The organism is Neorhizobium huautlense, assembly GCF_002968575.1.
Classification (GTDB): Bacteria; Pseudomonadota; Alphaproteobacteria; order Rhizobiales; family Rhizobiaceae; genus Neorhizobium; species Neorhizobium huautlense.
The window spans coordinates 89,922-109,679 of the sequence record NZ_PVBM01000018.1 but is presented as its reverse complement, the minus strand read 5'-3'; the positions used below and the strand labels follow the sequence as shown (position 1 = coordinate 109,679).

Below are 19,758 nucleotides of genomic sequence, written 5' to 3'. Positions count from 1 at the left end.
ATTTTCGACATGCGCGACATCATGGGCATGATGGGCAAAGTCAAGGAAATGCAGGCCAAGATGGAACAGATGCAGGCGGATATCGCCGCTCTGGACGTCGAAGGCACATCCGGCGGCGGCCTGGTGACCGTCCGGCTGAACGGCAAGGGCGAAATGCTCGGCTTGAAGATCGATCCATCGCTCTTCAAGGAAGAAGAGGTCGAAATCCTGGAAGACCTGATCGTCGCGGCCCACAAGACCGCAAAGGAGCGCGCCGAGGCGATCGCTGCCGAAAAAACGAAGGAACTGACTGCCGGCCTGCCGATCCCGCCCGGCTTCAAGATGCCGTTCTGATCCGTCTATAAAGGAATTGGTAGGTTCCGATGACGCTTACATCGCTTCTGGTTTTTGCAGCAGCGCTTTTCGTTGCCGCCGGTTCGCCCGGGCCGAGCATCGCTGCGCTTGTCGCCCGCGTCCTTTCCAAAGGCTACCGCGACGTGCTGCCTTTCCTGACCGCCATGTGGATCGGTGAAGCGGTATGGCTTTCCTTTGCAGTCGCAGGCCTCGCCGCCATTGCCGAGAGTTTTCACCTCGTCTTCGTCGCGATCAAGTGGCTCGGGGTCATCTACCTGCTCTATCTCGCCTGGAAGATGTGGGTCGCAGAGCCTGCCGGTTCCGACAAGGAACTGCCGGAAAGCCGATCGGCGCTGAAGATGTTTCTGACCGGACTGACGCTCACGCTCGGCAATCCGAAGATCATGATGTTCTATGTGGCGCTGCTGCCCTCGATCATAGACCTTGGAGGCGTGACGCTTGCCGGCTGGCTGGAGCTGATTGCCGCGATGTTTGTCGTGCTGGTCGTTGTCGATCTTGCATGGGTTCTGCTTGCCGCCAAGGCCCGGCAATTCCTGAAAAGCCCGCGCGCCGTGAAGATCGCCAACCGCATTTCGGCCGGGACGATGGCGGGTGCGGCCGCAGCAATCGCCACGCGCTAAGCCTCGAATGCCGGCCTCCATCGGTGGCCTATGGGAGCTGAGAGGAAACGAGCTCGTTCCGCGTCCGAGAGGCTTCTGCCGACGGCCGCCAGCATTTCCGGGATGGTGACGCGCTCGCCGGCATAACGTTCGTGGCGGACGGGATCTCCCCGCGAAACCATGCCGGGCACGATCACACGGCAATAGATGCCTGGGCGACCGGCTCTGGTATAGGCCTTCACGAATGTCGGGTCGCCCATCTTCACCGCAAGCGTGTTACAGGGCGAGCGGGCGCAACTTGCCTCAAGCACGACCTCGCCCACATGAAAGCGGTCGCCGGCGGCAACGTCCCGGTTATCGAGGCCGTCGATGATCAGGTTCTCGCCAAACGTGCCCGGCAGAAGATCGCGGCCGAGCTCTTGAGCCCACCAATCCCGGGTCAACGAACCTTCAAGCAACACCGCCTGATCCTCGCCGCCGTGATGTTTGGTGTTGCAGACAGCGTCGCCGACCAGGCCGAGCCTGTCGATCATGACGGCAGAGTTGACGGCGGCCTTGTAGATGCCGGTCTTAAAGCTCTTACCCGGCAGCTTCTCGGGGTGGCCGAGACAGATGGCGAGAAGTTTCATGGAGCCATTCCTTCCGCGATTCCGTTTCGGAAGCATATGGGCTAAAGGGAAAATATGGCAAAGCGAGTCACTGGTCCCGAAATCGAAAAACTCATCCAGCTTCTGGCAAAGGTTCCGGGGCTGGGGCCGCGCTCGGCGCGACGGGCGGCGCTGCACCTCATCAAGAAGAAAGAGCAAATCCTCGGGCCGCTTTCCCACGCCATGGGTGAAGCATATGACAAGGTGAAGATCTGCTCGCGCTGCGGCAATGTGGACACGGTCGACCCCTGCACCGTCTGCACCGATGTCAGCCGCGACCAATCCCTGCTGATCGTCGTGGAGGATGTTTCCGACCTCTGGGCGCTGGAGCGGGCGGGCGCAATGAATGCCGCCTATCACGTGCTCGGCGGCACGCTCTCGCCGCTCGACGGCATCGGGCCTGACGACCTCAATATCCGCGGGCTGATCGACCGGGTGAACGAGGGTACGATTCGCGAAATCATCATCGCGGTTAACGCGACCGTCGAAGGCCAGACGACGGCACATTATATCACCGACCAGCTTTCCGGCATCGAGGTGAAGATCACCCGGCTAGCGCATGGCGTGCCGGTCGGTGGCGAACTCGACTATCTCGACGAGGGAACGCTGACGGCGGCCTTGAGGGCGAGGACCGTGATATAGCGTTGAAGAGGATGATGATGAGCAAGCGTACCGTCGAGCGAGCGATCGCATTGGTTTTCGCCATGATCGTGGCCCTCCTCTCCGTCCCCGCACTCGCCCAGAACCGCCCCGATGTTGAAAAACAGTTCCAGGGATGGATTGTCAGCGATCTGGGACCGGCAGCCAAAAAAGCCGGTATCTCCGAAAAGACGCTGAGGGCAGCGTTTCAGGGCGTCACGCTCAACTGGGATCTGCCTGACCTCGTGCCTCCCGGTACAACTCCGCCGAAGCACCAGGACCAAACTCAGGCGGAGTTTTCCTCGCCTGGCGCCTATTTCTCGGAGAAACGATTGCAGGGACTGGCCGCCACAGGCCGAGGCCTCGCCTCCACTCATGCGGCGGTGCTGAAGAAGATCGAAGCGACCTATGGCGTTCCCGGAGAGATCGTCGTCGCCATCTGGGGCCGCGAATCCGGCTTCGGAAGGGCGAAACTGCCCTATTCCGCCGTTCAGGTTCTTGCAACCAAAGCCTTCATGTCCACCCGCAAGGAGATGTTCCGCGACGAACTGATCGCCGCGCTGAAGATGATCGAACGGGGCGATGTCGATGCCGCGACCATGAAGGGCTCGTGGGCCGGCGCACTCGGTCAGCCGCAGTTCATGCCTTCCAGCTATCTGAAATACGCCGTCGATTTCGACAGGGACGGCGATCCGGACATCTGGAATTCCGTGCCGGATTCCCTCGCCTCGATCGCCCACTATCTCCAGAAGGAAGGATGGAGCCGAGCCCGTGACTGGGGTTTCGAGGTGACCATCCCCGAACGGGTCTCGTGCGCCCAGGAAGGCCCGGATCTCGCCAAGCCCATTTCGCAATGGGCCGCAACGGGAATTACCCGCATTTCGGGGAAAGACTTCCCCGCCGCTGATCTGAAAGCCTCCGGCATGATGCTCGTACCGGCCGGTCGGCACGGACCGGAATTCCTCGTGACCCCGAATTTCTACGTGCTGAAGGAGTACAACAACTCCGATCTCTATGCGCTATTCATCGGCAATCTTGCCGACCGGATCGCCTCGGGGGCCGGCCCCTTCGCGGCACAATGGGACGACATAGGCAAGATGTTGCGTTCGGACGTGCTCGCCATGCAGAAGGCGCTGGTCGCCAAAGGCTATGACGTCGGCAATGTGGACGGCCTGCCCGGTTACAAGACCCGTCGTTCGCTCGGCGACTGGCAGGTGAAGAACGGCCTTGCACCCACCTGCTACCCGCACCCGTCGCTCAAAGGCAAAATCCGCTAGAGGTTTCGTTTCAGGCCTTCGTGGCTGGCGACAAAGCCAAGTTTTTCGTAGAAGCGGATGGCATCCGGCCGCGCCTTGTCCGAGGTGAGTTGCACCAGCTTGCAGCCGCGTTCCCGAGCCATTTCCACTGCCCACTCGATGAATTGCGAGCCGAGCCCGCTGCCTCGCTCCCCGACCGAGATGCGCACGCTTTCAATCTGGCCGCGCCACATGCCGGTGCGGGACAGGCCCGGAATGAAGGAGAGCTGCAGGCAGCCGATCACCTGATCCGCCGCATCCACCGCGACCGCCAGAAGCTGGTTCTCATCGGCATCGATTGCCGCAAAGGCACGCTCATAGCGCGGATCGGTCGGGTGAGAGAGGATCTCCCGCGATTGCCCGAGCGGGTCGTCTGCCAGCAACGCGACGATAGCGGGAAGATCAAAATGGCGGGCTTTTCTGAAAAGGAACATGGTGGGCCGGTTAATGATGCAGGTCGGGGGGTGACTTGTGAAATACGTCGTCGTCTGGCGGTATCGTTTGCCGTTCGATCAGGCGATGGACCCGCGGGCCTTCTTTTTCGTGATGGAGCGCGCGGATCGCGTCCCAAACCTCGGCATCCGCCTGCGTGCGCCGCTGGTTGTGCCGCACGTAATCGGCCCAGGTCGCCGTGTGGTAGGTCTCGGTCCAGATCTCCGGATGCTCGAGGTCGCGCATCAGGGCCCATTGCCGGGCGCCGTCGCGAATGCGGATCCGCCGCCTGCGTGACATCAGGGCAAGGAATTCCGGCACATCCTCGTCAGCGATGATGTAATCGATCAGCGACACGATCGGGCCGCTGCGAGGCTGCAGGTCGAGCCTCAATAGCGGCTCGTTGAACCGGTTGAGCGGATCGAGATTGAGGTCGCTGAGCTGCGGTAGGGGCGCCCGCATGCCGATCGCCGCACCGAACAGCATCGCGAGGCTCGACAATGATAAAGCAACCGATACGTCAAAGCCTTCCGAGAGGATGCCCCATAGCCAACTGCCCCCGGCGATGCCGCCAAAGGCGGCCGTCTGGTAGAAGGAGAGCGCCCTGCCGACGACCCAGCGTGGCGTCGAGAGCTGCACCGTCGTGTTGAACAAAGAGAGCGCCATGACCCAACAGGCACCGGGAACAAGAAGCACCGCAGTGCTGAGCCAGGTATTGGTGCTGAGCGCGAGAATGGCGGCGCTTGCGGCAAACCCCAGAAAGGAGAGGCGTACGATCGACTCGCTCGACAGTTTCTCGCGCAGCCTCGAGTTGCCCATCGCTCCTGCAATCGCCCCGACCCCGAAAGCACCCAGCATGACGCCGTAGGTGAGCGGGCCTCCCGCCACCAGATCGCGCGCCACAATCGGCAGAAGGGCGAGAATGGCGCTCGCCGAAAGGCCGAAGACCAGTCCCCGGAACAGGACGTTCAGGATGTTTGGCGACATCGCCACGTAGCCGAGCCCGGCCGAAAGCGCACGCAGCAACGTTTCCCGCGGCAGGGCATTGTCGCGGACAGGGGGCTTCCAACGAAAGAGCGCGTAGATCAGCGCGAAATAGCTGCATGCATTGACGGCGAAGGCGGCGGCGGCGCTTGCCGCTGCAACGATCGCGCCGCCAATGGCCGGGCCAAGGCTGCGGGTGATATTGAAGCCCACGCTGTTGATCGTCACGGCCGCAGGCAGCACCTCGCGGGGGACCATGTCGCCGACCGATGCCTGCCAGGAAGGGTTATTGAGCGCTACTCCGCAGCCGAGCAGGAAGGTAAACGCCAGGAGCAGCCAGGGCGTCAGCAGGTCGAAATAGGCACAGAGCGTGAGTATGACCGAAACCACAAGCATGAAGATCTGCGCCGTCAGCATCAGGTTGCGCCGATTGAAGTTATCGGCGAGAGCACCCGCGACCAGGGAGAAAAGCATGATCGGCAAGGCCGTCGAGGCCTGAACCAATGCGACCATATCCTGCGAATCGGAAATCGAGGTCATCATCCAGGCGGCGCCGACCGCCTGTATAAGCCCTCCGAAATTGGAGGCCAGGCTTGCTATCCAGATGGTCCTGAAGGTCTCGTGCCTGAAGGGTGCCAAGGTCGATATCCGGTCAGGCAATTTCCGTCCTCGTTTTTGCTGCGTCGTCACGCAACGTTATAGACGGGGCATATTCAAATTCCAGCAGCCAGGGGCAAAGAAACAGGCGACTCTTGCAATCCAGGGCATGAGGGCGTATATGCAGGCCATATTCTTGATCGTCCGATGAAGAGTGGGCCCGACCGGACCCGCTCTTTTTTGTTAGGCGGTCGGTTCAACCCGAATCCCGGCAAGGCCGGATTCGGCAATGATGCCGGAGAGCTTATGCCGCAAACCGAACACGAGCCGCGGCTCATCATCGAGACCGGGCTCGACCTCAGGATCGCCGAAATCATCGAGCCCGTGCTGATTTCCATGGATTTCCGGCTGGTTCGCGTTCGCCTGCTGAACCAGAACGGCCTGACGCTGCAGATCATGGCCGAGCGCAATGACGGGACCATGGATGTCGAGGGCTGCGAGGCCGTGTCCATGGCGATTTCGCCGGTCCTAGATGTGGAAGATCCGATCGATAAAGCGTATCATCTCGAAGTATCCTCGCCGGGCATCGACCGCCCGATGGTCCGGAAATCGGATTTCACCCATTGGAAGGGCCATCTGGTCAAATGCGAAACGTCGATCATGATCGACAACCGCAAGCGGTTCCGCGGCAGGATCACGGAAGCGGACACGGAAGGGTTCACCCTCGAGCGGGACCAGGTCGCCTATGGCGAGGAACCGCGGGTGACAATCCCGTTTTCGGCACTGGCTGAGGCAAAGCTCATTTTGACCGACGATCTGATCCGCGACGCCCTTAAGGCAGACAAGCTTGCCAAAACTCAGGCAGCGAACCAGAACGACGAAGACGACGAATAACAGAAAAGATTAAGGGGCCTCGAGGAGAGGCCATACCTTTCGACCTACGGAGACCAACGACAATGGCAGTGAGTGCGAACCGGCTTGAACTTCTGCAGATCGCGGATGCAGTGGCGCGCGAAAAGGTCATCGACCGCGAAATCGTGCTGGCCGCGATGGCCGACGCCATCCAGAAGGCTGCCCGCTCCCGTTACGGCTCGGAAACAAATATCCGCGCCGACATCAACTCCAAGACCGGCGAAATCCGTCTGCAGCGCCTCTTGGAGGTGGTCGAGGCCGCTGAAGATTACGGCACGCAGATTCCGCTGGCGCTGGCCCGCGACCGCAATCCAGATGCCAAGATCGGCGACTTCATTGCCGACCCGCTGCCGCCGATGGATTTCGGCCGCATCGCCGCGCAGTCGGCAAAGCAGGTTATCGTGCAGAAGGTTCGCGAAGCCGAGCGCGATCGGCAGTTCGACGAATTCAAGGACCGTGTCGGCGAAATCGTCAACGGCACCGTCAAGCGCGTCGAATACGGCAACGTCATCGTCGACCTCGGCCGTGGCGAAGGCATTATCCGCCGCGACGAAATGATCCCACGCGAGAACATGCGCTACGGCGATCGCGTCCGCGCCTATGTCTACGACGTGCGCCGCGAGCAGCGCGGCCCGCAGATCTTCCTGTCGCGCACCCATCCGCAGTTCATGGTGAAGCTCTTCACCATGGAAGTGCCGGAAATCTACGACGGCATCATCCAGATCAAGTCGGTCGCCCGCGACCCCGGTTCTCGCGCCAAGATCGCCGTGATCTCCAACGACTCGTCGATCGATCCGGTCGGCGCCTGCGTCGGTATGCGCGGTTCGCGCGTCCAGGCAGTTGTCGGCGAACTGCAGGGCGAGAAGATCGACATCATTCCCTGGAGCCAGGACCCGGCATCGTTCATCGTCAACGCGCTGCAGCCGGCAGAAGTCGCCAAGGTGGTCCTCGACGAGGATGCCGAGCGCATCGAAGTCGTGGTGCCGGACGAACAGCTGTCGCTCGCCATCGGCCGCCGCGGCCAGAACGTCCGCCTCGCGTCGCAGCTTACCGGCTGGGACATCGACATCATGACCGAGCAGGAAGAGTCCGAACGCCGCCAGAAGGAATTCAACGAACGCTCCAACCTTTTCATGGAAGCGCTCGACGTGGACGAAATGATCGGCCAGGTACTGGCGTCCGAAGGCTTCGCGCAGGTCGAGGAACTGGCTTATGTCGAGCTCGACGAAATTGCCTCTATCGAAGGTTTCGACGAAGACACGGCGACCGAAATCCAGACCCGCGCCCGGGAATATCTGGACCGCGTCGAGGCGGAGAACGATGCCAAGCGCAAGGAACTCGGCGTCTCCGACGAGTTGCGCCAGATCGACGGCCTGACGGCGCAGATGATGGTCGCCCTCGGCGAGGACGGCATCAAGACGATCGAGGATTTTGCCGGCTGCGCCGCCGACGATCTGGTCGGCTGGAGCGAACGCAAGGACGGCGAAACGAAGAAGTTCGAGGGCCTTTTCTCCAAGTTCGACGTTTCACGGGTGGAAGCTGAAAACATGATCGTCCAGGCGCGTCTGCTGGCTGGCTGGATTACCGAAGAGGATCTTGCGCAGCAGCAGGAGGAGCAGGTCGAGGAGGCGGATACCGCCGAACAGGAATGATTCCGCTCGCAGGCGAGCCGGACAGCGACGATGACGGGCGGAGCGAGATTGTCGTGAATGACCGCACCTGCATCGTGACGCGCGAAAGCGGTTCGCCGGAGACGCTGATCCGCTTCGTTGCCGGCCCGGACGGGCGCGTCGTGCCCGACCTGAAGCGTCAGCTTCCAGGGCGCGGCTGCTGGGTCAAGGCTGACCGGGCTTTGGTTGACCGGGCGGTTCAGAAAAAGCTTTTCGCCCGGGCGCTGAAGACCGAGGCGAAAGCCGATGCCGATCTGGGTGCACTGGTGGACAGGCTGCTCGCAGCCGATCTTGTTGGCATGATGAACATGGCCCGCAAAGCGGGTCAGTTCGTTTCCGGCGCCATGAAGGTGGATGCCGCCGTTCGTGCGGGTGCCGCGCTTGCCGTCTTTCATGCGGCGGACGCTGCTGCCGACGGGGTGAGAAAGATAGACCAGGCCCGCAAGGCCTGGAAGCTCGGGACCAATGCCGGGGAAGATATTCCGTCCTTTTCGCTCTTTTCCGGAGCTGAATTGGACGAAGTGATGGGCCAGAATGCTTTTATCCATGCTTGCGCGCTTGCAGGGCAGGCGGGTGAGGGTGTAGTGAAGCGCGCAAACCTACTTGAACAGTACCGCACAGGCGGCCTGTCCCAAAAAAAGGATGTCGCCGACATGCCGAAGCAATGACGCGGTCACCGGCTTCAGCCGGACGCATAATCGAAATACATGAATTGAACGACAGGTTCTGATGGCTTTCATCTGTTCCTGTCCGAAGGAACAGGAACGGAATGACCGATAACAAAGACGACAAGACACTCGGCGTTAAGAAAACCCTTACACTGAAGCCAACGGGCGTAAGCCACGGTACCGTGCGCCAAGACATGGGTCGCGGTCGCACAAAAGCCGTCGTGGTCGAGACGGTGAAACGCCGGCCGACCCGGCCGCTCGATGAGAAGCCGGTATTTGCGCCCGCAGCTCCGACGCCGAAACCTGTCGAAGCGGCACAGCCCGCGCCGCAGCCCGTCAATCCTCAGCCACGGATCCATCAACCCGCCCCTCAGGGTGGCCAGCGTCCGCTTCCCCAGCAAGGGCAACGCCCTTCGGCACCGCCGCCGCGTCAGCCGCAGCGTCCACAGGTGCTGCACGACCTCTCGGCAGGTGAAATGGAAGCCCGCCGCAGAGCGCTGGTTGAGGCGCAGGCACGCGAGGTCGTCGAAGCCAAGCGCCGCGCCGAGGAAGACGAGCGCCGCCGGCTCGAAGATGAACGCCGTAGGGTCGAGGAGGCAGCCGAGGCCGCTCGCCGCGCAGCGGAAGCCGCGGCCGAACCGGCGAAGGAAGAGCCTGCCGCAGCTGCGGCTCCCGCCCCTGCGGTTGCCGAAAGGCCGGCAGAACGTGCCGCCACTCCGGCGGGTCGCCCGCAGGAGACGCGTCCATCGGCTCCCCGCCCATCTCCGGCGGCACCACCTGCAGGTCAGCCCGTCGTCGGTCGGGGCCGCAGGGCCGGCGAGGACGAAGAAGAGGAACGGGCTCCGGCTCGGGGCGCTCCTGGCCGCGGCCGCGTTGCAGCGCCCGCACCAGCCAAAGTTCCTGCCCGACCGAAGGGCGAGGAAGACCGCCGCCGCGGCAAGTTGACGGTAACTACCGTCAGCGAGGACGACGAGGGCGGTGCTCGCGGTCGTTCGATGGCAGCCATGCGGCGCCGGCAGGAGAAATTCCGCCGCAGCCAGATGCAGGAACCGCGCGAAAAAGTCGTGCGCGAAGTCATTCTGCCTGAGACCATCACCATTCAGGAACTGTCGCAGCGCATGTCCGAACGCGCCGTGGACGTCATCAAGTACCTGATGAAGGAAGGCCAGATGATGAAGCCGGGCGACGTCATCGACGCCGACCTTGCCGAACTCATCGCCGGCGAATTCGGCCACACCGTCAAACGCGTTTCGGAATCCGACGTCGAGGAAGGCATCTTCAACGTTGCAGACGACGAAGGCGAAATGGTTTCGCGCCCACCGGTGGTCACCATCATGGGTCACGTTGACCACGGCAAGACCTCGCTGCTCGACGCCATCCGTCACGCGAACGTGGTGGCAGGAGAGGCCGGCGGGATCACCCAGCATATCGGCGCTTACCAAGTCGAACAGAACGGCCAGAAGATCACGTTCATCGACACCCCCGGCCACGCCGCCTTTACGGCAATGCGTGCCCGTGGTGCGCAGGCGACCGACATCGCAATCCTCGTGGTTGCTGCCGACGACAGCGTGATGCCGCAGACGATCGAATCCATCAACCATGCCAAGGCGGCAGGCGTTCCGATCATCGTGGCGATCAACAAGGTGGACAAGCCGACGGCCGATCCGCAGAAGGTGCGCACGCAGCTTTTGCAGCACGAGGTTTTCGTGGAATCCATGGGTGGTGAGGTGCTCGATGTCGAAGTTTCGGCGAAGAACCACACCAACCTCGACAAGCTGCTTGAGGCGATCCTGCTGCAGGCCGAAATTCTCGATCTGAAGGCCAATCCGAACCGGACGGCCGAAGGTACGGTGATCGAAGCCCAGCTCGACCGCGGCCGCGGTTCCGTCGCAACGGTCCTCGTCCAGAAGGGCACTCTGAGACCCGGCCAGATCATCGTGGCCGGCGACCAGTGGGGTCGCGTCCGGGCGCTCGTCACCGACAAGGGCGAACACGTCAAGGAAGCCGGTCCTGCCATGCCTGTCGAAGTGCTTGGTCTTTCCGGCACGCCGGCGGCAGGCGACAAGTTCGCCGTCGTGGAGAACGAAGGCCGCGCCCGCGAGATCTCGGAATACCGCCAGCGTCTCGCCCGCGACAAGGCCGCGGCACGCCAGTCCGGCTCGCGCGGATCGCTCGAGCAGATGATGACGCAGCTGCAGGCCTCTGGCCTGAAGGAATTCCCGCTGGTCATCAAGGGCGACGTGCAGGGCTCTATCGAAGCGATCATTGGTGCGCTCGACAAGCTCGGCACGGACGAAGTCCGCGCCCGTGTCGTTCACTCGGGTGCAGGCGGGATCACCGAGTCGGATATCTCGCTTGCCGAGGCATCCAATGCGGCGATCATCGGCTTCAACGTCCGTGCCAACGCACAGGCGCGCGCCTTCGCCGAGCGTTCGGGCATCGAAATCCGCTACTACAACATCATCTACGATCTGGTGGATGACGTGAAGGCAGCGATGTCGGGCCTGCTGTCTCCGGAGCGTCGCGAGACCTTCCTCGGCAATGCCGAAATACTGGAGGTGTTCAACATCACCAAGGTCGGCAAGGTCGCTGGTTGCCGTGTCACCGAAGGCAAGGTCGAGCGCGGTGCGGGCGTACGCCTCGTGCGCGACAACGTCGTCATTCACGAAGGCAAGCTCAAGACGCTCAAGCGCTTCAAGGACGAAGTGTCGGAAGTGCCGGTCGGCCAGGAATGCGGTATGGCCTTCGAGAACTACGAAGACATCCGTGCCGGCGACGTCATCGAGTGCTTCCGCGTCGAGCACGTCACGCGCACGCTGTGACACCCGGCAACGAGCCTCAGCAATTTCAGGAGCCGTCCGTGACCTTCACGGGCGGCTTCTGGCATTTTGAGGACTCGGTGCCGCTTGAGGAACTGGTCGCAGCGTCTAGCTGCCGGCCTGACTTATGGAGAGCAGACGAAGCGGGCCTACCACCGAGTCTTCTGCCGCGGCGACCTCTCCCTATGATGAGACTGCAGATCGATACAGGCTGTTTATTCGGGCCCGATACGCCGCCGCTGGATCAATCCTTTCAGAGATGCCAGTTCGAGCCCTTGACGGCACCGGCCGAGGCTCTGGCAAAAATTTTCAGCTTCTACCGGAGCGCTCGTAACGGTAAGCAGGCCGTATCTGCATTTTCCGGCTTTTGAGGAGAAGGACATGGCTGTTTCATTCGATCTGAGCGGCAAGACGGCAATCGTCACCGGCGCCAATACGGGGCTTGGACAGGCGATAGCCGTAGCACTCGCCGGCGCGGGAGCGGACGTGGCGCTGGTGGGACGATCCTCGATGTCGGAGACGGAAGCGGCCATCGCCGCCGCGGGTGACGGGAAAAGCCACACCATCAAGGCTGACCTTTCGACGATCGAACCGGTTCAGGACGTGATCGACCAGACGATTGCCTGGACCGGCCGCGCCGACATCCTCGTCAACAACGCCGGTATTATCCGCCGGGCCGACGCAATCGATTTCAGCGAAGCGGACTGGGATGCGGTGATGGATGTGAACCTCAAAACCGTGTTCTTCCTCTCCCAGGCTTTCGCGCGTCGTTTGATCAGCGAAGGCAAGAGCGGCAAGATCATCAATATCGCTTCGCTTCTCTCATTCCAGGGCGGCATTCGTATTCCCTCCTATACGGCCTCCAAGAGCGGCCTGGCCGGGCTGACGCGCCTGCTCGCCTGCGAATGGGCCGGCAAGGGTATCAATGTGAACGCCATTGCGCCGGGCTATTTCTCCACCAACAATACCGAAGCGCTTCGCAATGACCCCGACCGCAATTCGGCCATTCTCGGCCGCATCCCCGCGGGTCACTGGGGTCAGCCCGAAGAACTTGGCGGTGCGGCCGTTTTTCTGGCGTCACCGGCAGCGGATTACATCCATGGCGTGGTTCTGCCGGTCGATGGCGGCTGGCTGGCACGTTAAGGCATCCGCGCGGCCGCCGGGAGCAACCGGCGGACCAATAATCTCCAACTTAACGCCACCTACCCCGATGGGACAACGGTCCACAGCGATTGCTGTCTCATCGGTCGCTGACGGCAATTGTTGCCTCAGATCGATTTTCTCAAGATTTATTAGTTGCCATTTCTAGTCATGTTTATTATCGGATAGCAGCATAATCGCGAAGTCAGGCGGCGATGGTCGCCCGCTTCCGGTGTGCCCTTTGTGGCGACGCCGATTCGCCCTCCGCCGATCGCGTTGTCGAACAGTCCGGAGTACCGCCTGCCATGCCTGTTACCCTGAAGCTCGCTTTTCACACGCGCCAGCCGAACAGGAGCCGGCTTCCCCTAACGCTGGCGATGCTGGTGCTGGCAGCTTCGACCGGCATGGCGCAAACTCCTGCCCCTGAGCCCCAGGCGCAGCCGGCACCTTCGCAGGCAACCACGGCAGCGCCGCCGCCCCAAGCACCCGCGGATCCGGCAACCGCAAGCCAAACCCCTCCAGTTCCCGCCATGCCGGCTTCCGAGGCCGGCGTGCCCGCCTCGCCTGCCACTCAGGCACCCACCTCCGCCGGGACTGCGCCCACCGCACCTGCTTCACAACAGCCGGTCGATATGCTCACCCAGTTCCTGGAGCCCGAACGCCGCCCGGACCTGCCTCATGACCTTTCTCCCTGGGGCATGTTCATGGCAGCCGACTGGGTGGTCAAAGGCGTGATGCTCGGCCTTGCCTTCGCCTCGCTGGTGACCTGGACCGTGTGGCTCGCCAAGACGCTGGAGCTTGCCGGAGCGCGCGCCCGTGCAGCCAGGACGCTGAAGACCATCCGCTCATCCCGCACGCTTTCCGAGGCGGTCAACGCAGCCAGGAGCCGTGGCGGCCCGGCCGCCCTCATGCTGCGTGCGGCAGCCGAGGAGATGGAGCTTTCCGAAGCCGCGCTGGACCACGTCCATGGCGAGGGCGTGAAGGAACGCGTGGGATCGGCACTGTCGCGCATCGAAGCCTATGCGGGCCGCCGCATGTCGCGCGGTACGGGCGTACTCGCGACGATCGGCTCCACTGCGCCGTTCGTCGGCCTCTTCGGCACCGTCTGGGGCATCATGAACTCCTTCATCGGCATTTCTCAGTCGAACACGACCAATCTCGCGGTCGTCGCACCGGGCATTGCCGAGGCTCTGCTCGCGACCGCGATCGGCCTGGTCGCCGCCATTCCGGCCGTGGTCATCTATAACGTCTTCGCGCGGTCCATCACGGGCTACCGGCAGCTTCTGGCGGATGCTGCGGCCGGCGTCGAACGGCTGGTCAGCCGCGATCTCGACTTTCGAAAAATCCCTCCGGAAGGCCGCAAAGTTCCCGTGTCACTGGTGGCTGGAGGCTGATCGATCATGGCCGGCGGCATCCGCGAACATCACGGCGACGAGCTTTCCGAGAATCACGAGATCAACGTGACGCCGTTCATCGACGTCATGCTGGTCCTGCTGATCATCTTCATGGTGGCCGCCCCGCTCGCGACAGTCGACGTCAATGTCGATCTCCCAGCCTCCACAGCCAAGCCTGCCGAGCGCCCGGACGAACCGCTTTATCTGACGGTCAAGGAAGACCTTAGCCTCAACATCGGCAACGATGCAGTGGCACGCGAGCAGCTTGCTGCATCACTCGACCGGATGACGGAAGGCAACAAGGACACGCGCATCTTTCTGCGCGCCGACAAGGCGGTCGACTACGGCCAATTCATGGAGGTCATGAACCTGCTTCGCGATGCCGGCTATCTTAAGATCGCGCTGGTCGGTCTCGAAACCCTGCCGGCGCCACAAGCTCCGGCGGCTTCTCCGACCGGCGACGGGCAAGCGCCGGTCGCAGTTCCACAGGCGCAGCCCACCGCTCCCGCAGCGGGAGGCAATCCATGAGCCTCGTCGTCTCGCAGACAGGTCCTGGCGGACGCGTCGGCGAGCTGGCGCTCTGGGCTGTCGCCGGGCTGATCATGCTCACCGTGCATGTCGGCAGCGCAGCCTATCTGCTCAAGGAAGAGCCGGATGCGGCGGCCGACAACTCGCCGCCTGCTGCGATCATGATCGAGCTGGCGCCAGAGCCGGAAGCCGTCAAAACCGAAGAAGAACAGATTTCGCCGGATACTCGGGATCAAGAGATAGTCGAGAGCGAGCAGGTGGAGCCGGTCGAGGAACCTCAGCCCGAGCCCGAGCCAACGCCGGAACCAACCGTGGAACAGGCTCCGGAACCGGTTGAGCTTCCGCCGCAGGAGATTGCGGAGCCGGTTGAACCCGCGCCCCCCGAACCTGTGATCGAGGAACCTCTGCCGGAGCCACAGCCTACGCCCGAGGTTACCGAAACCATTCCCGAGCCGATCCCGGAGCCGATCGAGGAGATCGACCCCATCGAGCAGCAGATGACCGCGGCGCTGGAAAATGTCGAAGTGCCTTTGCCAATGATGCGGCCCGAACCGCCTCCGGCCGAAAAACCGGAGGAGGCAAAGAAGCCTGAGCCGAAGAAGGAGCCGGTCAAGAAGGTTGAGAAGCCGAAGCGGCAGCAACAGCAGGCGCGTCAGGAAATGGCCGAGGCAAAGATTCAGGCCAAGGAGTCCGACCGGACGGCCGCGAGCCAAACCTCTACCGGATCCATAGCGCCGTCTGTCTCGCCGGCGAAGTGGAGATCTCGTGTAGAGGCGAGACTCGCTCGTTTTGTGAGACGCTGCCCGCGCGAGGAATTCGGGATAGCATGGGTGAGATTTGATTTTGACGCCAATGGTAGCATCACCAGTGTCAGGCTGACCCGCCCCTCCGGAAACGAATCTGTGGATGAGTACGCAGTTTCCGCTGTCCGCAGAGTTTCGTCTATCCCGGCCCCGCCTGCCGGTGTTGCCAATTCCTTTGATCAGCAAATACAGTGCCTCGAGAAGTAGGCACTAGACACCATTTCCCGGATCATCTGCTACTGATGCGCTTGACCATAAAAGAAACCGAAGCGCTGATCCAACGCGTCTTCGAAGCCAATGATGTCCTGCCGGAAACCGCCACATCGGTCGCGCATGCGCTGGTGCATGCCGAAGCCGCTGGACAATACGGGCATGGCTTGCGGCGGGTCCCCGTCTATGTGGGCCAAGCCCGTAGCGGCAAGGTGGACGGGAAGGCTCAGTGTGCCGCTTCTCGCCCCCGGCCGGCGGTGCTCACGATCGATGCCGCCCTTGGTTACGCCTATCCGGCCTTCGACCTCGCCGTGGAGCGGCTCCCGGAGATAGCCAGAGAGCAAGGGATTGCCCTTGGCCTCATCCATCGCTCGCATCATGCCGGCGTGATGGCGCTGACGGTGGAACGTTTTGCCCTGCAAGGCCTCACAGCGCTGATGTTTGCCAATGCCCCCGCTTCCATGGCCGCCTGGGGCGGAAAGAAGCGGCTCTTCGGCACCAATCCGATCGCATTCGCGACGCCCGTCGCAAATGACGATCCGCTGGTCATCGATCTGGCGCTTTCCACCGTTGCGGCAGGCAAGATCATGGCTGCGCGGCAGAAAGGCGAGGCCATTCCCGAAGGCTGGGCTTTTGACGCCAAGGGCATTCCCACCACGGACCCGAATGAAGCATTAAAAGGCTTCATCGCACCTTCCGGAGGCGCCAAGGGAGCAGCGTTGGCGCTGATGGTGGAAATCCTGGCAGCCGGGCTGACCGGATCGAGCTTTTCCTTCGAGGCGAGCTCGTTCATGGAAGAGAAGGGCTCACCGCCTTCTGTCGGCCAGATGCTTGTTGTCATCGACCCGGCCGCCGGAAGCGCATCGGCCGGAGAAAGGATCGCTGAACTGGCGAGAGAAATGGTCTCGGAAGAGGGCGTTCGCCTGCCAGGCCGTCGGGGCCAGAACGCCCGCCGCGAGGCGATTGAACACGGCCTCCATATCGATGACGAAGTCCTCGCCTCGATCACGTCGCTACTTTAGGCGCGAAAACGGCAAGCCGGAAGAGATCGAAGGAAGCGGGAGGCTGAAAATGAAAAAGCCTGGCGCGGGAGGAGGTGCGCCAGGCTTTAAACTTGATCAACAACTGGGAGGAGGAGGATGTTGTCGATCCGTACCAAGCGACACTGGGAGGAGGAGTGCGTCGCTCGATGACCAAAGATATAGGCTAATCGTTTAAGTGCGCCAAGTCATCTTGTTGCAATGCAGCAATGCGCCTAACGCAGAGCTGAGCATTTGCTCTTGCTCCAGACTGTCGCTCACGAACCTTGAAAGAAACCGCTGCACTCCGAGCCTCTGGACATCGTAGCGCCGCTCTCGAAAACATGATGTATAGCGAATCGACGAAACGGAAAGGCGTACGGAGGCAGCAATGGCGGAAATTCGATATCACGAGGGAGATATTTCCCCGGCAGACGCGGCCCGTTATACGGGATCAATTGCTATCGACACGGAAACATTAGGCCTCGTACCCCGCCGCGACCGCCTCTGCGTCGTACAACTCTCTCCTGGGGACGGTTCGGCAGACGTAATCCGCATAGCGGCCGGCCAGACAGAGGCGCCCCACCTCGTCGCACTGCTCGCGGATCCGGTTCGCCAGAAGATCTTCCACTACGGCCGGTTCGATATCGCCGTCCTCTTCCAGACGTTCGGCGTCACGACAACACCCGTCTTCTGCACCAAGATCGCCTCCAGGCTGACGCGCACCTATACCGACCGGCATGGCTTGAAGGACAATCTCAAGGAACTGCTCGATATCGACGTTTCCAAGGCGCAGCAGCAATCCGACTGGGCCGCTGAGATATTGTCCGTGGCTCAACTCGAATATGCCGCATCCGACGTGCTGCATCTGCACGCACTGCGCGACAAGCTGAACGAGCGGCTCATCCGCGACAACCGAAGTGAACTGGCCAAAGCCTGCTTCGAATTCCTGCCGACGCGGGCCAAGCTGGATCTGCTGGGCTGGGAAGAAACGGATATCTTCGCGCATAGCTGATGGAGCAGCACGTTCCAGAACGCCGGCCGCAGCACGAGACCGGTCCTTATCTCGAGCCGCTGCGGCTGGCCATCCGCCGGGCGTTGGCCCCTCTTCCGTGGTGGCTTTCGGAATTCATACTGTTCGGGCTGAAACAGGCATGGGCATGCCTCTTCGCCGCGATCATGCTTGGCCTGATCCTGTTGACGAAGCTCGCGTGGCAGCCCGAATGGCCGCTTCATCGTTACGACTTCCTCTTTCTTTCGGCCATGGTAATCCAGGTTCTTTTCCTGCGCCTCAAGATGGAAAGCCTGGATGAGGCCAAGGTCATCCTGGTCTATCACCTCACCGGCACTGTCATGGAAATATTCAAGGTGCAGATGGGATCGTGGGCCTATCCGGAACCCTCGATCATCCAGATCGCCCGCGTGCCGCTGTTTTCCGGCTTCATGTACGCTTCGGTAGGCTCCTTCATGGCCAGGACGATCCGCGTATTCGACATGCGGTTCACGCACTACCCGCCCATGTGGCAGACATATCTGCTCGCACTTGCGATCTACATCAACTTCTTCAGCCATCACTATCTGCCCGACATTCGGTACGTGCTTTTCGCAATGACGGTGATCGTCTTCCGACGGGTGAACATCCACTTCACGACCGACCGGACGACACTCCATATGCCGCTGGTCGCTGCCGCGTTCTTCTCATCGATCTTCCTGTGGTTGGCGGAAAATATCGGAACGATCACCGGCACATGGATCTACCCGACGCAGAAGGCCTGGCATGTGGTCTCGTTCGGAAAGCTCGGATCCTGGTATCTGCTTCTCTTCGTCAGCTTCGTGCTGGTAACCCTTGTCGTGAAGCCGCGGCCGCCAGCAGTGTTGGAACACACGCCGGATCGGTAGCTTCTCGTTAACCCTCTAGAGCTATTTTCACCGACGGTGTATCTTCCAACGAGACCGGACTCGGCCAATGTTGCTTCCCACCCAGCAGAGCTATGGGCTTGCCGCGACCAACGTGATGCAGTCGATGCTCGAAAGCGTCGAGGAGCAGCGCAGGAAAGAGGAAGCGGAGCGCACCGGCAAGGAGCGGGATCCGATCGCCGAAGCGCGCATCAGCGCCAGCGAGGACGCCAAGCGCACCAATGAAAAGATAGCTTCTGCACTTTTCGGCGCCAATCGGACCGACCCAAACGAACTGAAGATCGAACTCATCGACCGTCTGGCTGCCAAGCTCGGTATCGATACCGAGGAAGCACGCTCCTCCTACCGGCTCGGCAAGGCGCTGGAGGACGCGCTCAAATCCATGATGCCGGACGAGGTCAGCGGGCTTGCGGATTACCTTGGCCTGGACGATCTGGGTATCACCATGGATACCCTGCTCGCCGCGATCAAGAACCCCTATGGTGACGCCAACGCACGATTGGTGGAAGGCCTGACACGAAAAGCCAATGGCGGCAAACTGGGCACAGAGGTCGAGAGGGTTGTTCAGCGTCTTGAGGATGTGGCGGACCCGAAGACGCTTGAAGAGCTGAAGCTCGGCCCCCAGGGTTACGATCCCACGCGGGTGGAGGACCAGGAAACCCGGGCAGAACGAGCGGAAGACATCGAGGCAGCAGAGGCCGGCAAGAAGCTCGAGGACATTCAGAAAGTCCAGGACCTCATTGAGGAGAAAAACGGCAAGACTGCCGAAGAGCTCGATAGCGATAGTTCCCAGCCCGCTACGGGAACGGATGACACCACCCTGCTCGCCGTTTTTGCCGCCGCGGCGGAGCAGATCGCCAATTCCGATGTGGAAGACACGGGGGAAAATTCCGCCGACGCGGAGAGCACCTCCACCACCAAAGCTCTGAAGGACGAGGCTCCCGCGAGTGAAATTGCGGCCGATGCGGCCCTCGAGGCTATCAGCGAGAAGACCCTCGAAACCTCCGCCGACATCCTGTCCATTCATGTCGACGATATCGGCATTTACGAACTGTTGAAAAAGAAGTTGGCTGCGTGACCTTCAACTAATCCTTATTTCCCCTCAATTGCATCGGTTGGGATCATTTCATT

At 61.6% G+C, this 19,758-nt stretch carries 19 protein-coding genes; 16 read left to right on the top strand and 3 right to left on the bottom strand.

Annotated features, from left to right (window positions below):
• Window positions 1–9 precede the first annotated feature (9 nt).
• Together C5L12_RS19050 and C5L12_RS19045 are read left to right on the top strand one after the other, a co-directional pair.
• On the top strand, window positions 10–333 hold the full coding sequence (locus C5L12_RS19050; protein ID WP_105373631.1) for a YbaB/EbfC family nucleoid-associated protein: 324 nt from the start codon (window positions 10–12) through the stop codon (window positions 331–333).
• A gap of 29 nt (window positions 334–362) precedes the next feature.
• Window positions 363–974: a LysE family translocator gene (locus C5L12_RS19045; RefSeq protein WP_105373630.1), complete on the top strand. Its 612-nt coding sequence runs from the start codon at window positions 363–365 to the stop codon at window positions 972–974.
• On the opposite strand, the gene C5L12_RS19040 is transcribed toward C5L12_RS19045, so the two are convergent.
• Window positions 971–1,582 (bottom strand): MOSC domain-containing protein, encoded by a 612-nt coding sequence (locus C5L12_RS19040; RefSeq protein ID WP_105373629.1) that lies wholly within the window; start codon window positions 1,580–1,582, stop codon window positions 971–973. The two genes, C5L12_RS19045 and C5L12_RS19040, sit on opposite strands and share 4 nt — an antisense overlap.
• A gap of 54 nt (window positions 1,583–1,636) precedes the next feature.
• On the opposite strand from C5L12_RS19040, the gene recR reads away from it, so the two are divergent.
• Both recR and C5L12_RS19030 read left to right on the top strand, forming a co-directional pair.
• Entirely contained in the window at window positions 1,637–2,242 is a 606-nt protein-coding gene (gene recR / locus C5L12_RS19035) for a recombination mediator RecR (RefSeq protein WP_105373628.1), read from the top strand.
• Window positions 2,243–2,259: 17 nt separating this feature from the next.
• On the top strand, window positions 2,260–3,516 hold the full coding sequence (locus C5L12_RS19030; protein ID WP_425350812.1) for a lytic murein transglycosylase: 1,257 nt from the start codon (window positions 2,260–2,262) through the stop codon (window positions 3,514–3,516).
• Here C5L12_RS19030 and C5L12_RS19025 read toward each other — a convergent pair.
• Both C5L12_RS19025 and C5L12_RS19020 read right to left on the bottom strand, forming a co-directional pair.
• Window positions 3,513–3,968, bottom strand: coding sequence for a GNAT family N-acetyltransferase (locus tag C5L12_RS19025; protein ID WP_105373626.1), 456 nt, complete (start codon window positions 3,966–3,968; stop codon window positions 3,513–3,515). The genes C5L12_RS19030 and C5L12_RS19025 overlap by 4 nt on opposite strands.
• A gap of 10 nt (window positions 3,969–3,978) precedes the next feature.
• Entirely contained in the window at window positions 3,979–5,640 is a 1,662-nt protein-coding gene (locus tag C5L12_RS19020) for an MFS transporter (RefSeq protein WP_105373625.1), read from the bottom strand.
• A 213-nt stretch (window positions 5,641–5,853) separates the two neighbouring features.
• Between C5L12_RS19020 and rimP the strand changes: the two genes are divergently transcribed.
• From rimP to C5L12_RS18960, 12 genes are all read left to right on the top strand, one after another.
• Window positions 5,854–6,441: a ribosome maturation factor RimP gene (gene rimP / locus C5L12_RS19015; protein WP_105373650.1), complete on the top strand. Its 588-nt coding sequence runs from the start codon at window positions 5,854–5,856 to the stop codon at window positions 6,439–6,441.
• 62 nt (window positions 6,442–6,503) lie between these two features.
• Window positions 6,504–8,111: a transcription termination factor NusA gene (gene nusA / locus C5L12_RS19010; protein WP_105373624.1), complete on the top strand. Its 1,608-nt coding sequence runs from the start codon at window positions 6,504–6,506 to the stop codon at window positions 8,109–8,111.
• A complete protein-coding gene (locus C5L12_RS19005; RefSeq protein WP_105373623.1) occupies window positions 8,108–8,797 on the top strand; it encodes an RNA-binding protein in 690 nt (229 codons plus the stop codon). The genes nusA and C5L12_RS19005 overlap by 4 nt, the downstream gene beginning before the upstream one ends.
• A gap of 101 nt (window positions 8,798–8,898) precedes the next feature.
• The gene (gene infB / locus C5L12_RS19000) at window positions 8,899–11,619 is read left to right on the top strand and encodes a translation initiation factor IF-2 (RefSeq protein WP_105373622.1); all 2,721 of its coding nucleotides are present in this window, start codon (window positions 8,899–8,901) and stop codon (window positions 11,617–11,619) included.
• A gap of 378 nt (window positions 11,620–11,997) precedes the next feature.
• Window positions 11,998–12,759, top strand: coding sequence for a 2-dehydro-3-deoxy-D-gluconate 5-dehydrogenase KduD (gene kduD, locus C5L12_RS18995; protein WP_105373621.1), 762 nt, complete (start codon window positions 11,998–12,000; stop codon window positions 12,757–12,759).
• 374 nt (window positions 12,760–13,133) lie between these two features.
• Window positions 13,134–14,150: a tonB-system energizer ExbB gene (exbB, locus tag C5L12_RS18990; protein WP_205839360.1), complete on the top strand. Its 1,017-nt coding sequence runs from the start codon at window positions 13,134–13,136 to the stop codon at window positions 14,148–14,150.
• A gap of 6 nt (window positions 14,151–14,156) precedes the next feature.
• A complete protein-coding gene (gene exbD / locus C5L12_RS18985) occupies window positions 14,157–14,678 on the top strand; it encodes a TonB system transport protein ExbD (RefSeq protein WP_105373620.1) in 522 nt (173 codons plus the stop codon).
• Window positions 14,675–15,688: a cell envelope integrity protein TolA gene (gene tolA / locus C5L12_RS18980; RefSeq protein ID WP_105373619.1), complete on the top strand. Its 1,014-nt coding sequence runs from the start codon at window positions 14,675–14,677 to the stop codon at window positions 15,686–15,688. Before exbD ends, tolA begins: the two co-directional genes overlap by 4 nt.
• 35 nt (window positions 15,689–15,723) lie before the next feature.
• A complete protein-coding gene (locus C5L12_RS18975; protein WP_105373618.1) occupies window positions 15,724–16,713 on the top strand; it encodes an Ldh family oxidoreductase in 990 nt (329 codons plus the stop codon).
• Between the two features lie 388 nt (window positions 16,714–17,101).
• Window positions 17,102–17,725, top strand: a complete 624-nt coding sequence (locus C5L12_RS18970) for a ribonuclease D (RefSeq protein WP_105373617.1) — start codon at window positions 17,102–17,104, stop codon at window positions 17,723–17,725.
• Window positions 17,725–18,609 carry a DUF817 domain-containing protein gene (locus C5L12_RS18965; RefSeq protein ID WP_105373616.1) on the top strand — a complete coding sequence of 295 codons (885 nt, stop codon included), beginning with the start codon at window positions 17,725–17,727 and terminating at the stop codon, window positions 18,607–18,609. The genes C5L12_RS18970 and C5L12_RS18965 overlap by 1 nt, the downstream gene beginning before the upstream one ends.
• Before the next feature lie 67 nt (window positions 18,610–18,676).
• Window positions 18,677–19,705 carry a hypothetical protein gene (locus C5L12_RS18960; RefSeq protein WP_105373615.1) on the top strand — a complete coding sequence of 343 codons (1,029 nt, stop codon included), beginning with the start codon at window positions 18,677–18,679 and terminating at the stop codon, window positions 19,703–19,705.
• The last annotated feature ends 53 nt before the right edge of the window (window positions 19,706–19,758 follow it).